The sequence below is a fragment of the Saccharopolyspora shandongensis genome, from assembly GCF_900106995.1.
GTDB lineage: Bacteria > Actinomycetota > Actinomycetes > Mycobacteriales > Pseudonocardiaceae > Saccharopolyspora > Saccharopolyspora shandongensis.
Window position 1 is genome coordinate 18514 of record NZ_FNOK01000059.1, and the last position, 13156, is coordinate 31669.

The 13156-nt window shown below is 70.2% G+C and carries 14 protein-coding genes; 6 read left to right on the plus strand and 8 right to left on the minus strand.

What is annotated here, in order from left to right; translation table 11 throughout:
- Nucleotides 1-117 precede the first annotated feature (117 nt).
- Together BLW84_RS38105 and lhgO are read right to left on the minus strand one after the other, a co-directional pair.
- The gene (locus tag BLW84_RS38105; RefSeq protein WP_093275990.1) at nt 118-1434 is read right to left on the minus strand and encodes an MFS transporter; all 1317 of its coding nucleotides are present in this window, start codon (nt 1432-1434) and stop codon (nt 118-120) included.
- A gap of 80 nt (nt 1435-1514) precedes the next feature.
- Nucleotides 1515-2762 carry an L-2-hydroxyglutarate oxidase gene (gene lhgO / locus BLW84_RS38110; protein ID WP_093275992.1) on the minus strand — a complete coding sequence of 416 codons (1248 nt, stop codon included), beginning with the start codon at nt 2760-2762 and terminating at the stop codon, nt 1515-1517.
- Between the two features lie 78 nt (nt 2763-2840).
- Here lhgO and BLW84_RS38115 point away from each other — a divergent pair, with 78 nt between their 5' ends.
- Both BLW84_RS38115 and BLW84_RS38120 read left to right on the plus strand, forming a co-directional pair.
- Nucleotides 2841-3491 carry a GntR family transcriptional regulator gene (locus BLW84_RS38115; RefSeq protein WP_093275994.1) on the plus strand — a complete coding sequence of 217 codons (651 nt, stop codon included), beginning with the start codon at nt 2841-2843 and terminating at the stop codon, nt 3489-3491.
- A 161-nt stretch (nt 3492-3652) separates the two neighbouring features.
- Nucleotides 3653-4807, plus strand: coding sequence for a PucR family transcriptional regulator (locus tag BLW84_RS38120; protein WP_093275996.1), 1155 nt, complete (start codon nt 3653-3655; stop codon nt 4805-4807).
- Between the two features lie 65 nt (nt 4808-4872).
- Here the strand turns inward: BLW84_RS38120 and BLW84_RS38125 are convergent, their stop codons facing one another.
- Nucleotides 4873-6075 carry a metal-dependent hydrolase family protein gene (locus tag BLW84_RS38125; RefSeq protein ID WP_093275998.1) on the minus strand — a complete coding sequence of 401 codons (1203 nt, stop codon included), beginning with the start codon at nt 6073-6075 and terminating at the stop codon, nt 4873-4875.
- Complete coding sequence (locus BLW84_RS38130) at nt 6072-7058, minus strand: adenosine deaminase (RefSeq protein ID WP_177226919.1); 987 nt, start codon at nt 7056-7058, stop codon at nt 6072-6074. Before BLW84_RS38130 ends, BLW84_RS38125 begins: the two co-directional genes overlap by 4 nt.
- A 204-nt stretch (nt 7059-7262) precedes the next feature.
- On the opposite strand from BLW84_RS38130, the gene BLW84_RS38135 reads away from it, so the two are divergent.
- The 4 genes from BLW84_RS38135 to BLW84_RS38150 are packed head-to-tail and all read left to right on the plus strand — an operon-like array spanning nt 7263 to nt 10631.
- A complete protein-coding gene (locus BLW84_RS38135) occupies nt 7263-8318 on the plus strand; it encodes an ABC transporter substrate-binding protein (RefSeq protein ID WP_093275999.1) in 1056 nt (351 codons plus the stop codon).
- A complete protein-coding gene (locus tag BLW84_RS38140) occupies nt 8315-9085 on the plus strand; it encodes an ABC transporter ATP-binding protein (protein WP_093276002.1) in 771 nt (256 codons plus the stop codon). The genes BLW84_RS38135 and BLW84_RS38140 overlap by 4 nt, the downstream gene beginning before the upstream one ends.
- Nucleotides 9082-9834 carry an ABC transporter permease gene (locus tag BLW84_RS38145; protein ID WP_093276004.1) on the plus strand — a complete coding sequence of 251 codons (753 nt, stop codon included), beginning with the start codon at nt 9082-9084 and terminating at the stop codon, nt 9832-9834. Before BLW84_RS38140 ends, BLW84_RS38145 begins: the two co-directional genes overlap by 4 nt.
- On the plus strand, nt 9831-10631 hold the full coding sequence (locus BLW84_RS38150; protein WP_093276005.1) for an ABC transporter permease: 801 nt from the start codon (nt 9831-9833) through the stop codon (nt 10629-10631). The genes BLW84_RS38145 and BLW84_RS38150 overlap by 4 nt, the downstream gene beginning before the upstream one ends.
- Nucleotides 10632-10646: 15 nt before the next feature.
- On the opposite strand, the gene BLW84_RS38155 is transcribed toward BLW84_RS38150, so the two are convergent.
- From BLW84_RS38155 to BLW84_RS38170, 4 genes are all read right to left on the minus strand, one after another.
- A complete protein-coding gene (locus tag BLW84_RS38155) occupies nt 10647-11012 on the minus strand; it encodes an RNA-binding S4 domain-containing protein (RefSeq protein ID WP_177226920.1) in 366 nt (121 codons plus the stop codon).
- A 53-nt stretch (nt 11013-11065) separates the two neighbouring features.
- Nucleotides 11066-11503: a hypothetical protein gene (locus BLW84_RS38160; RefSeq protein WP_143061250.1), complete on the minus strand. Its 438-nt coding sequence runs from the start codon at nt 11501-11503 to the stop codon at nt 11066-11068.
- 229 nt (nt 11504-11732) lie between these two features.
- Nucleotides 11733-12116, minus strand: a complete 384-nt coding sequence (locus BLW84_RS38165) for a DUF397 domain-containing protein (RefSeq protein ID WP_093276010.1) — start codon at nt 12114-12116, stop codon at nt 11733-11735.
- Entirely contained in the window at nt 12113-13069 is a 957-nt protein-coding gene (locus BLW84_RS38170) for a helix-turn-helix domain-containing protein (RefSeq protein ID WP_245761671.1), read from the minus strand. Before BLW84_RS38170 ends, BLW84_RS38165 begins: the two co-directional genes overlap by 4 nt.
- Nucleotides 13070-13156 lie beyond the last annotated feature (87 nt).

Consider the following 13156-nt stretch of genomic DNA (forward strand, 5'->3'; position numbering starts at 1 on the left):
CCGCCGGGCTCTGAAGAGACGATCTGGCGACCGAATTCGCCGTCGTGGGCCCGAGAAAGACAACGCCCTCGGCGCGATACCGAGGGCGTTGTTCCGACGTCGACAGGAGAACGCGGATCAGCGTTCGGCGTGCCGTTTCGTCCGGTCCAGGAGGGCCGCCAGGACGACCAGGGCGGCGCTGGCGATCAGGATCAACGACACGCCCCAGGTGGCGTGGCTTTCGCTGGCGCCGACGATCGCCAACGCCAGCATCGGTGCCAGCCCTCCGGAGATGGCTCCGCCGAACTCCCGCCCGACGCCAACCCCGCTGACGCGCACGGAAGCCGGGAACTGCTTGGACAGGAACGCTCCCTGCGGCGCGAACATGGCCGGTGCCAGCACGCCGGTGGCGATCACCAGGCACAACCAGATCGCGGTGGTGTCCCGGGTGTCGAGCAGCACGAAGAACGGGAAGGCGAACAGGGCCGACGCGACGCCGCCGGTCAGGACTACGCGGCGGCTGCCGAAGCGGTCGCTCGCCCAGCCGAACACCGGCGCCATGACGATCGCGGCAGCGCTGGCCAGCGCGATGCCGAATGCGCCCACATTCGCCGCGACGCCTTGGAATTCCGACAGGTAGGCGAGGGAGAAGGTCTTGAAGATGTAGCTGAGGGCGTTGTACCCGAGCGCAAGCCCGATCACGACGAGCAGGCCGCGCCAATCCCGCTTCAGCAGCGTGACGAGCGGGATCTGCGCCTTCGCCGGCTTTTCGGCGCCCTGCTCGAATGCAGGGGACTCCGGAATCCGGCGTCGTACCCAGATTCCCACGCCCACCAACGCGAAGCTCGCGATGAACGGGATGCGCCAGCCGCCGGACCGCACGAACTCCTCGCTGACGCTGGTCAGCGCTCCGACCGTCAGCGACGACAGGAGCAGACCGACGTTGAGTCCGAGCGCGGGCCAAGCTCCCTGCCTGCCGCGCCGGTCCGAGCTGGCGTGTTCGTAGGCGACCACCGCCGCGCTGCTGTACTCGGCGCCGGAACCCAGGCCCTGGAGGACTCGCAGGACGACGAGGGCGATCGGCGCGAGCACGCCGATGGTCTCGTAGGTGGGGAGCAGGCCGATCAGCCCAGTCGCGGCCCCCATCAGCACGAACGTCATCATCAGGACGTTCCGGCGGCCGATGCGGTCGCCGAGGTGGCCGAACAGCAGCCCGCCGATCGGCCTGGCCAGGAAGCCCACCGCGAACGTGGCGAAGGCGGCCAGCGTGCCGGCCGAGCCGTCGGTCTTCGGGAAGAAGAGGCCGCCGAAGACCAGCGCCGCCATCGAGGCGTAGAGGTAGAAGTCGTACCACTCCAAGGCGGAACCCACGATCGTCGCGGTCGCCACCCGTCGGCGGGTCGAGCTTTCGTGCAAGCCAGAACCGGGCTCGGGCTTGGAGAGCAGGTCGGTCATGAAGCGATCCTCGATCGTCGTTGAAGGAGAGAACTGGCGGCCGGGCGCAGCACGGGGCTGCGCAGCAAGGGGCGCGCGGGTCAGATGCCGGTCGGGGATTCGCGCACGGTCCGGGCGATGTCCGTCATTCCGAGCCGGTCGAAAGCCTCGGCGGCGATGTGGCTGCCGATGAGCAGGCTCGACGTCGCCGCCGGGGACGGGGCGTTGAGCACGTGGATCGCGTGCGGGGTGTGGCTGATGACGAAGTCGTCGACCAGCTCGCCGGTGGGCTTGACGGCCTGCGCCCGCACGCCGCTGCCGTGCCTGCGCAGGTCCTCGCCGTTGATCTCCGGGATCATCCGGCGGACTTCGCGGACGAACAGCGGCCAGATCAGCGACCGGCTGATCTCGGCGAGGCCGTAACGCCAATAGCGCCGCGCGAGTCCGCGCAGGGCGGGATCGCGCAACAGCTCGCCGAGCATGCGCGGGTCGACGTCGCGCCACCGGTAGCCCTGGCGCGCCAGGGCGGGCACGGCGTTGGGGCCCACGTGCACGGTGCCGTCGAGCATCGGCGTCACGTGCACGCCGAGGAATGGGAGATCCGGGTCGGGAACCGGGTAGACCGGATTGTTGATCAAACCTCGGCGAGCCGGGCGGATCTCGGCGTACTCGCCGCGGAAGGGCATGATTCGCACCGGCGGCCGGTGCCCGGTGGCCTCGGCGATCTTGTCGCTGTGCAGGCCGGCGCAGTTGACGATGATCCGCGCCCAGACTTCGCCGGTGGGGGTGTGGATGACGGTCCGGTCGCCGGCGGCGGCGAACGAAAGCGCCGGCGAGTTCGTGCGCAGGTCGGCGCCGAGCCCGGTGAGCTCGGCCGCGAAGGCGCGGCACACCTGACCGAAGTCGGTCATCGCGGTGTCGGCGACTGCCAGCGCGCCGACGCCGGCGACGTGGGGTTCCCGCTCGGCGATCTCGCCGCGGCTCAGCCGCTGCACCGTGACGCCGTTCTCCCGGCCCCGGGCTTCGAGCGCGTCCATCCGCGGCAGCTGTTCGTCGGCCGTGGCGACCACGATCTTGCCAGTGCGCTTGACCGGTACCCCGTGCTCGTCGCAGTAGCGGATCATCGCTTCTCCGCCGGCGCGGGCCAACCGCGCTTTGAGGCTGCCCGGCGCGTAGTACAGGCCGCTGTGGATCACGTTGCTGTTGTGCCCGGACTGGTGCGCGCCCCACCGAGATTCCTTCTCCAGGACGGTCACGGAGGCATCCGGATGCGCGCGCAACACCGCCCTCGCCGTGGCCAGCCCGAGCAATCCACCGCCGATGATTGCGACGTCGACGTCACCGGACATCCGGAAACCTTCCCTTCGAGTTGATTCGCTGCGAATGTATACAGTCGCTGCGGATTGGACAAGGGGTATCCTGGCGCAGTGACTCGTGCAGCCCGGACCAGCAACAGTGCCGAGGTGATCGCCGCGCGGCTGCGGAAATCCATCCGGGGTGGCGAGCTCCTCCCCGGCACCCGCCTCGTCCAGGAGCAGCTGGCCGGAGAGCTGGAGGTCAGCCGCATCCCGCTGCGCGAGGCGCTGCACGCTCTTGCCGCCGAAGGCCTCATCGAGGTGCAACCGCAGCGCGGCATGATCGTCGCCGAGCTCAGCCACGGCGACATCGCCGAGCTCTTCGAGCTGCGCCTCCAGCTCGAACCGCACCTCGCCGACGAGATCGTGCGCGGCTGCCGCGAACGCGACATCGACGAACTGCAGGCCATGGCCGATCAGATGCGCGAGAAGGGTGCGGACGCGGCGGGCCGCGCGTCCCTCAACTACCAGTTCCACCGCAGGATCTACGAGATGTCCGAGCGACGGCTGGCGCTGCGCTTCATCGACCAGCTGCTGCACCTCGTCGAACCCTACAGCCGCCGCTGGGTCCGCTCCGGGCGCGACCTGAAACGCATCGACGACGAACATCAGGCGATGGTCGACGCGCTCAGGGCCCGCGACGCAGGAGCGCTGCGGCGCACGATCACGACCCACGTAGAGGGAGGCCGGGACCACGTTCTCGCCGTCCACGACGAGCCCTGAGCAGCACCCGGCATCGCGCGGCGTACCCGGCCCGTCACCGGCTGTTCATCACCGTCCACAACGGACACTCGGCGGCCCGCCGGAGCCGACCCGGCCTTGGCGCGGACCACGGTCTCCATGATGTGCTACCTCGGCGACCCGACCGGAGTTGAGGAGAGACGATGAGGCTGCGCGAGCTGGTGCACGAGTTCGACCTCGGGTTGTCCGTCGTGGAAGCGGGCGCGTCCGGGCTCACCGGCGAGGTGCGCCGCGCCTACGTGACGGACCTGCCGGATCCGAGCCGGTTCCTGGTTCCCGGTGACCTCGTGCTCACCAGCTGCCTCTGGTACCACGAGCCCGCCGACAGCCGGCCGTTCGCCGCCGCGCTGGCGCGCAGCCGCGCGGCCGGGCTGGTCGTCGGGCTGCTCGTCACCAGGGCGATGCCCGCGGGCCTGGTGGCCGCGTGCGCCGAGCTCGGCCTGCCGCTGCTGGTGATCGCCGAAGACCGGTCGTTCACCCCGGTCTGCGAGATCGTGCTGGCGGAGAAGCAGCGGCTTTCCCTGCAGCAGCGGCAGATCGCCGACCTCGTCGGCGTGCTCGGCTCGGACACCGCGGCACCCGGCGAGGTGTCGGCGCACCTGCGGATGCTCGGCGCCGACCCGCACCTCCCGACGGTCGTGGTCGCGGCCTCGGCCGGGCCCGGCGACGGGCTGGCGGAGACCCTCGCCGACCTGCTGGCGGCCCCCGGTCGCCGCCTCCTCGTGCACGCCGACGACGACAAGGCGGTGCTGCTGGTCAACGGCGCGGCCGAGCACCTCGACGGCGTGGCGGCGGAGCTGTCGACGGCCGAACTGCCCGGCCGAGGCCGGCTGATGGCGGGCGTGAGCGAGCCGACCGCCAGCGTGAGCGACCTGGGTTCGGCGCTGGAGATCGCCCGCCGGCGGCTGCGTTCCGCGCGGGGCCACGGGCCCGGCAGGGCGCCGGTGGTGGTGTCCGGGTCGAAGGTCGATTCGCACGCCGTCCTGCTGTCGGCGCTGCCGACGCGGCTGCGCCGCTCGTTCCGGCACCACATGCTCACGCCGCTGGCCGACTACGACGCCGTGCACGGCTCGGACCTGATCGGCACCCTCACGTCGTTCCTCGAATCCTGCGGTTCGTGGCAGCGCTCCGCAGAGGAGCTCCACGTGCACGTCAACACGCTCCGGTACCGGGTCCAGCGCATCGAGCAGCTGACGGGCCGAAGCCTGTCGTCGATGCGCGACCGCGTCGACCTCTACCTCGCGCTCACCTGCCTGGACGTCGCCGAGAACAACCAGCCCGCAACGGGCACGGCCTAGTAGCACGAGGTTCGTGAGTGCTCGTTCCGGTAAGAACCGGCTTCAGCACTCACGAGCCCTTGCGGTCAGGACGGGAGTTCGCCGGCGACGAGGACGCCGCGGCAGACGACCGCGACGATGTTCTCCGGCGTCAGGTCGGCCGCCCGCTCCCAGGGCCTGCCGCGCAGGACGATGAAGTCCGCGCCCAAGCCCGGCGCGATCCGGCCGGTGACGTTCCCGAGACCCATCGAGGCGGCGGCGTCGGACGTGGCCGCGCGCAGCGCGGTCTCCGCGTCGAAGCCGAGGACCTCGGTCATCCGGACCACCTCGGCCAGCTGGTCGCCGAACTCCACGAAGTAGCCGCTGGCGTCGGTGCCGAGCACGAACCGCACCCCGGCTCGCGCCGCGGCCCGGAACAGCTCGTCGCGGCGGGCGACCAGCTCGGCGGCCTTGTCCCGGGCCTCCGCGCTCGCGGCGGCCTTGCCCTGCGCGATGATCTCGTTGATCAGCAGCGTCGGCCCGACCGGCGTCCCGCGCGCGGCCAGCACCTCCGCCTGCGCCGCGGTGAGCTCGGTGCCGTGCTCGATGGAGTCCGCGCCTTCCTCCAGCGCGATCTGGATGCCGACCTCCGAGTGCGCGTGCGCCGACACGAGCATGCCCAGCGCGTGCGCCTCGTCGATGGTCGCCCGGAGCTCCTCGCGGGTGTGGTTGCGCCAGCCGACCTTGTCGCCGATCGACAGCACCCCGCCGCTGGTGAAGATCTTGATCCCGGTGAGCCCGGCCCGCGCCCAGGTGCGCACCAGCTTGCGGCACTCGTCGGGGCTGTCGGCCAGCGGCGCCCGCTCCTTCACCGCGGGCGGGACGAACAGGTCGCCGTGGCCCGCCGTCATCCCGACCGGGCCGCTGACCAGCAACCGCGGCCCCGGCATGATGCCGAGGTCGAACGCCCGCCGCGCCGCGGCCTGCGCCTGGTCGCCCGCGAGGTCCCGCAGCGTCGTGACGCCCCGGCGCATCGCCTTCTGCGCGTTCGCGGCCGCGTGCAGCGTCTGCTCCTCGCGCGTGGTGACCAGCGGGAAGGTGAACGTGTCGGTGCCGCCGTCGCCCTCGCCGGCGAAGCCCAGCAGGTGGACGTGCGTGTCCACCAGGCCCGGCAGCACGCACAACTCCGGCCAGCGCTCCTCGGCGGCGGGGGTGACCTCCTCGATGCGGTCCGGCGCCCACGCCAGGGCGCTCACCCCGACGTCCCGGGTGCCGTCCCAGACCCTGATGCCGTCCAGCCGATGCGTCATGCGGTCACCTCCGCCTTCCAGCGGGCCTTCTGCTCCGCCGGGGCGAAGCAGGCGTCGAACGAGTTGCGGGCCAGCGTCGCGAGCTGCTGGTCGTCCAGGCCGAGTTCGCTGCGCAGCGCCGCGAAGTTGTCGTCGACGTACCCGCCGAAGTAGGCGGGGTCGTCGCTGTTGACGCAGACGAGCAGGCCCTCGTCGAGCATCGCGGGCAGGACGTGATCGGCCAGCTCGCCCACCACCCGAAGGGCCACGTTGGACAGCGGGCAGACGGTGAGCGGCACCTGCTCCTCGCGCAGCCGCCGCACCAGCTTCGCGTCCTCCATCGCGCGGATGCCGTGGTCGATCCGCTCGACGCCGAGCACGTCGAGCGCCTCCCACACGTAGTCGGGCCCGCCCTCCTCGCCGGCGTGCGCGACCCGGTGCAGCCCCTCGGCCGCCGCCATCCGGTACACCTCGCGGAACAGCGACGGCGGGTGGCCGACCTCGGCGGAGTCCAGGCCCACGCCGATGAACCGGTCGCGGAACGGCAACGCGGCCCGGAACGTCTCCTCCGCGGCGTCCGCGCCGAGGTCCCGCAGGAAGCACAGGATCAGGTCGGTCGAGATGTCGCGGGCGTCGTCCAGCGCGCCGGAGAGACCCGCGAACACCGCCTCCAGCGGCACGCCGTTGCGCAGGTGGGTCTGCGGGTCGAAGAAGATCTCGGCGCGGCGCACGCCGGCCTGCGCCGCGCGCGCCAGGTATGCGCTGGTGAGGTCGTAGAAGTCCTGTTCGGTCCGCAACACCGGCAGGTTCGCGTAGTACAGGTCGAGGAACGACTGCAGGTCGGTGAACCGGTACCGGGCGCGCAGCTCGTCGATGTCCGTGGTCGGCAGCTTGACCCCGTTGCGCGCCGCCAGGCGGACCAGCATCTCGGGCTCCAAGGTGCCCTCGATGTGAATGTGCAACTCCGCCGTCGGCAGCATGATCGCCTCTCCTCCCACCGTCATCGCCCCTCAGCCAACCGGAACCGTCCGCGCGTCGCTTCGGCGGATCGCCCAAGGTTTTCCCCGCGCGCCCCGGCCGGTCCGGCAACTTCGACACAGCACCGTAACGTCCTTGTAGGACTCTCCAACGATCGCGTCCGGACCGGGCCGGATCTTTCGTCTGCGCGCACATGGATCGCGCCTGCGCCGTTTGTTTGACTGCCACGCATGATTAACCTCCGGTCTGCCGGCCGGCCCCTCGACCGGCGTCGATTCCTCCGTCTGTCCGGGCTGGCGCTGGGCGGCTCGGCACTGCTGTCGGCCTGCGGCGGCAACGCGTCGAGCGGTTCCGCTGGCGGCCCGGTGTCCATGCAGCTGTCCTGGGTGAAGAACGTCGAGTTCGCCGGCCAGTACTTCGCCGACAGCCGCGGCTACTTCACGCAGGCGGGCTTCGAGCGGGTGGAGCTGCTCGCCGGGGGCGCCGCGGGCACCTCGGCGGAAGCGGCGATCGCCACCGGCCGGGCCTGGATCGGCGTGTCCGCGCCGCTGATCACCGCCCCGGCGATCAAGCAGGGCGCGCCGCTGAAGATCGTCGCCGCGACCTACCAGAAGAACCCGTTCGCGGTCGTGTCGCTGGAGAAGAACCCGATCCCCGACGCCAAGTCGATGATCGGCAAGCGGATCGGCGTGCAGGACGGCAACGACCTCGCCTTCACCGCGCTGCTGAAGGCCAACGGCATCGACCCGGGTCAGCTCACCCGGGTGCCGTTCCAGTTCGACCCGACGCCGATCACCACCGGCCAGATCGACGGCTACCTCGGGTTCTCCACCAGCGGCGCCGCTACGCTCGCCCGCCGCGGCGTCCCGGCGACGCAGTTCCTGTTCGCCGACAACGGGTTGCCGCTGGTCGGCGAGACGCTGATCGTGTCGCAGCAGACCATCGACGAGGAACGCGACAAGCTGAAGGCGTTCCTGAAGGCCATGGTGCGCGGCTGGAAGGACGCCATCGCCGACCCGGCCGCCGCCGCGCGCCTCGCGGTCGACCAGTACGGCAAGGACCAGAACCTCAAGGCCGATGAGCAGGAGGGGATGATGCAGCGCCAGGCCGAGCTGATCGTCTCCGACGACACCAGGGCGAACGGGCTGCTGACCGTCTCCGACGAGCTCATCAAGGCCAACGTCGACTCGCTGAAGTTCGCCGGGATCGACATCGCCGCCGACGACCTGTTCGACCTCGCCCCGCTGCGCGAGGTCTATCAGGAGAACCCGGACCTGCTGCGGTGACCGAGGGAATTTCGCTGTCCGGACTGGGAAAGCGCTTCGCGCTGCGCAAGAACCCGGTCACCGCGCTGGAGAACGTCGACCTGCACACCGAGCAGGGGTCGTTCCTGTCGCTGCTCGGGCCGTCCGGCTGCGGCAAGTCCACGGTGCTGCGCATCCTCGCCGGTCTCGAAGAGCCCACGACCGGCACCGCGCTCGTGCACGGCGAGACGCCGCTGGAACTGCGCAAGCACCACCACCTCGGGATCGCGTTCCAGGACTCGGCGCTGCTGCCGTGGCGCAGCGTCGCGACCAACGTCCGGCTGCCGCTGGAGGTCGCGGGCCTCAAGCCGGAACCGGGGCTGATCGACGAGTTGATCGAGCTGGTCGGGCTCGGTGGCTTCGAGAAGGCGAAGCCCGCGCAGCTCTCCGGCGGGATGCGCCAACGCGTTTCGATCGCCCGCGCCCTCGTGGTCCAGCCCCGCGTGCTGCTGCTCGACGAGCCGTTCGGCGCGCTGGACGACATGACCCGGCAGCGGCTCAACCTGGAACTGCTGCGGATCTGGACCGAACGCCCGGCCACCACGCTCATGGTGACCCACGGCATCTCCGAGGCGATCTTCCTGTCCGACGTCGTCGCGGTGCTCAGCCCGCGGCCCGGCCGCGTCCTCGAGGTCGTCGAGATCGACCTGCCCCGCCCGCGCACCCCGGAGATGATGCGCACGCCCGAGTTCCACGCGCTGCACGACCACATCTCCGAGCTGCTGTTCACCGCGCGGACCGCCTCATGACCCGCTGGCTGGGCGGTGCCGCCGGGATCGCGGTGCTGGTGGCGCTGTGGTGGGTGCTCGCGGCGACGGTGTTCGCCGGCGGCGGCGCGGTGCCGACGCCGCTGGCCGTCGCGCAGCAGTTCGCCGAGGACGGCTGGCAGTTCTACTGGGACAACGCGAGCGTCACCCTCAGCGGGGCCGGAATGGGTTACCTGTGGGGGAATCTCATCGCGCTGGCGATCGCGATGATCGTGCTGCTGTTCCCGGTCACCGAGGGCGTGGCCACCCAGCTCGCGGTGGTCAGCTATTGCATGCCGCTGACCGCGATCGGCCCGATCATCCTGGTGGTGTTCGGCGGCCGGACGCCCACGATCTTCCTCGCGGCGCTGTCGGTCTTCTTCACCACGCTGGTCGGTTCGCTGCTCGGCCTGCGCGCGGCCGACAAGGCGAGCCTGGACGTCGTGACCGCCTACGGCGGCAACCGCTGGCACCGCCTGGTCAAGGTGCAGATCGTCGCGGCGCTGCCGGCGGTGCTCAACGCGCTGAAGATCGCGGTGCCCGCGGCGCTGCTCGGCGCGATCATCGGGGAATACCTCGGCGGTGTCGACAGTGGACTCGGCGTGGTGCTGACGGTGGCCCAGCAGCAGTACGTGGTGCCGCGCACCTGGGCGCTGGCCGTGGTGTGCGGGCTGCTCGCCGGCGTCGGCTACGCGCTGCTCGCGGTGCTCGGACGGCTGATCACGCCGTGGGCCAAGGGGGAGCAGGGATGAGCACGTTCGCCCGATCCGCGATCCGCCTGCTGATCCCGATGGTGGCCTCGGCCGTCGTCGTGGTGCTGCTGTGGATCGCGTTCCTGGAGCTGTTCGACATCAACTCGATGGTCGGGAAACCGCCGTCGGCGGTGTGGGAGTACCTGGTCACCGACGACGACGCGGCCGCCAACCGCGCCACAGTCTTCGGCAACCTGGCGGTCACGTTGCGCGACGCGAGCCTCGGCTTCGCCGCCGGCCTGGTCGCGGCGATCGTGCTCGCGGTGGCGTTCTTCCTGGCGCGCGGCGTCGAGCAGGCGGTCATGCCGGTGGCGATGCTGCTGCGCTCGGTGCCGCTGGTGGCGATGACGCCGCTGATCATGCTGGTCTTCGGCCGCGACGCCGTCGGCATCGCCGTGATCGGCGGGATCGTGGTGTTCTTCCCGGCGCTGGTGAACCTGGTGTTCGGCCTGCGCTCGGCGCCGCGCCCGACGATCGACCTGGTCACGGCCTACGGCGGTGGCAAGGTGACGGTGCTGCGGAAGGTGGCGGTCCCGGCGGCGCTGCCCGCGCTGTTCGCCTCGGCGCGCATCGCGGTGCCGGGTGCGCTGATCGGCGCGCTGATCGCGGAGTGGCTGGCCACGGGCCAGGGCACCGGGGGAGCGATCCTGCGCGCGGTCGGTGGCTTCCGCTACGACGAGCTGTGGGCGTCGGTCGTGGTCCTCACGGCGACGTCGATCGTCCTGTACACGCTGGTGGGCCTGGTCGAAACGGCGGTGGTGACCCGCTTCTTCCCGGACCGGGCGGCGAAGGACTAGGCGCGAGCCTGCTGCTCAGGCGCCCCGCTCGCGGAACTTGTCGATCATCCGGCGGTCGCGCTTGGTCGGCCGCCCGGCACCGCGCTCGCGGCGGGCTACCGGCGTCGAGGTCTCCGGCGGCGGCGCCGGTGTCCGGTCGATGTAGCAGGTGGCGGCATCGGCCGCGCCGACGCGCCGCTGGATCACCCGCACCACCTCGACGACGCGGGTCCGGTCGCCGACGCGGGCGCGGACCTCGTCACCGGGACACACGGTGGTCGCGGGCTTGGCGGGGCGGTCGTTGACGCGCACGTGCCCGCCGCGACAAGCGGCGGCGGCGTCCGGGCGGGTCTTGGTCAGCCGAACGGCCCAGAGCCAGCGGTCGATACGGGTGGACTCCACAGCACCACATGATGTCACGACGACCCGGCGCGATCGGTCGACCGGCCCGCCGATCAAGGTTGACAGGTGTACTCGGCGCTCACGTCGACCTTCTCGGCGTGCGGGTCGTACCGGGCAATGATCAGGTATTCGTCGCTGTTGTCCACGGAGACGTAGACCATCTCCGCGATCTCGGGAGTGCTCCGGTTGTGGTCGAGCCAGTTCGAGCGTCCGCGCCAGAAGGTCTCGACGGCGTCGAGGTACTGGCGTGCCTGCTCGGGGCTGACGCGCGTGGCCTCGGTCGTGGCTTTCGCCCTGGTAGTCCCGTAGAAGGCCTTGTCGTCATCGTCCGTCCCCTCGCAAGGGAGGTCGGCACCGGCCGATGCGCTTGCGAATCGCAAGGTGGTGGAGCCGGCGGACTGGGTCGCCTGGAGGTCGGCTTTCACCCGGTCCAACGGCGCAGGACCTTCGGGCGCGCAGCCTGCGATGAAGCAACCAACGGCGGCGGCCACCGCCGCGAACCCTCGTCGACCCAGCACGTTATCTCCTCGGTGAGAGCGGCGTTCCCGGTACTAGGACGTCCGGCAGGCCGGGAGGTTGATCGGAACGCGCGGATTGCTGGACGTCCCGTCGGGATCGCGCGGAGATCAGGGTCCTGGTCGAGCAGGTGCACCGTCCGGCAACGGGGCAGTGAGCCTTCTGGGCAGCCACGCACCCCAGAAGGCTCATAGCCCGAGAGAATCAGGCCGCTGGCCGGGCAGAGTGCGGCAGGTCGAACTCCCCGGCACGGACCCCGGCCACGAAGGCGTCCCACTCCGCAGCTGTGTAGCTCAGGGCTAACGAGCGCGCGGGCAGCGGCTGGAATTCGGCTCCGCCGTCGGCGTGCAGCACGATGCGGATGGCGCGGTTGGTCCCGCCGGGAACCAGCCCGGCGACCTCGGCGAGCACGGTCTGCCACTCACGGCCGGGCACGTCGATGACGGGACCTTCACCGCGGTCCTTCGAATCCCGGACCTGCACCAGGCCATCTTCGAAACGGATCTCGACGCAGGCTTGCGATGGGTTGCTGAACGAACTCTTGAACCAGCCGGTTGTCGGCTTCGGGGACGAGGCAGCGGTTTTCATGACTTCTCCATCTCCTTGCGGACCTGATGGATCATCTCAAGCGAAGCATCGAGATCCAGGGCGCGTTCGGCCGCTTCGTCGAAGCTGGCGCTGAGCTCGCGAACCACGTGCGGCTTGTCGATCAGCGATCCGGTGGTCACCGACTCCTGCCAGACCATGTCGGGTAGCCACCGCGAATCGAACGACAGCAAGACGAGTCCGCCTCCGATGATCGGATGCGCGCCAGCCGTGTAGGGCATGACGTGGATCTTGAGGTGGTCGCGGCGCTCTTCGCTGAGCTTTGCCAAGCATGCGAGCTGGTTGGCCATGACGTCGCGACTGCCGACTTCTTGCCGGAGGGCGGTTTGGCCGATGACGACCGTGCATGCGAGCGGATCGGGACCTTCGAGGCGCATTTGCCTGGCGAGTCGGGATTCGACGCGGGGACCAACATCAACCGGCTTGATGTAGGGCGAACCGCCGCGAACCATGGCACGGGCGTAGTCGGCGGTCTGCAATGGACCGGGAATCGTCTCGGGTGCGTACTCGCGCGTCGCAGTCGCGCCAGCCTCAAGACCCAGAAAGCGCAGGAAGTCTTCCGAGTACATGCGCGCGTAGTCGTCCCACCAGCCGCGCTGCTCGGCTTGTGCACGCAACTCTTCGAGTTCCGCGCGCTCGTCATCGGAGAGCTCGTAGACGCGGGCGAGTTCGTCGAGCTTGGTCGCGGTGAGCTTGCGCTTGGCGATCTCGATCGACGACATGTTGTTGCCGCCGATGCCGGTCTGCTTGCCCACCGCCGCGGCCGTGAGCCCGAGCTGTTCGCGACGTTCGCGCAGCCGCATTCCCAGCTCAAGAGCCCGAACGGTGCTCGAAGCAGGTGCTCGTCCCATCAGTGCAGCTCTCCTGTGGTTGGTCGGCAGATCGTCGATCTCAGTATCACAAGGGGCGACGTGCACCCGATCGATCGATGTCACTCTGAGTGTTCTCACGATAACTTGAGTGTACTCACGATGTTATTGAGATCTAGTGAGGTTCTCTCATTTTTAGTCGGATTCAGATCC

Bases quoted from the DNA above. Each gene is read 5' to 3' on its own strand.
- BLW84_RS38105 (WP_093275990.1), bottom strand. From the start codon at position 1,434: ATGACCGACCTGCTCTCCAAGCCCGAGCCCGGTTCTGGCTTGCACGAA.
- BLW84_RS38130 (WP_177226919.1), bottom strand. From the start codon at position 7,058: ATGACGGTGGGAGGAGAGGCGATCATGCTGCCGACGGCGGAGTTGCAC.
- BLW84_RS38165 (WP_093276010.1), bottom strand. From the start codon at position 12,116: ATGAAAACCGCTGCCTCGTCCCCGAAGCCGACAACCGGCTGGTTCAAG.
- BLW84_RS38125 (WP_093275998.1), bottom strand. From the start codon at position 6,075: ATGACGCATCGGCTGGACGGCATCAGGGTCTGGGACGGCACCCGGGAC.
- BLW84_RS38145 (WP_093276004.1), top strand. From the start codon at position 9,082: ATGACCCGCTGGCTGGGCGGTGCCGCCGGGATCGCGGTGCTGGTGGCG.
- BLW84_RS38120 (WP_093275996.1), top strand. From the start codon at position 3,653: ATGAGGCTGCGCGAGCTGGTGCACGAGTTCGACCTCGGGTTGTCCGTC.
- BLW84_RS38135 (WP_093275999.1), top strand. From the start codon at position 7,263: ATGATTAACCTCCGGTCTGCCGGCCGGCCCCTCGACCGGCGTCGATTC.
- BLW84_RS38150 (WP_093276005.1), top strand. From the start codon at position 9,831: ATGAGCACGTTCGCCCGATCCGCGATCCGCCTGCTGATCCCGATGGTG.
- lhgO (WP_093275992.1), bottom strand. From the start codon at position 2,762: ATGTCCGGTGACGTCGACGTCGCAATCATCGGCGGTGGATTGCTCGGG.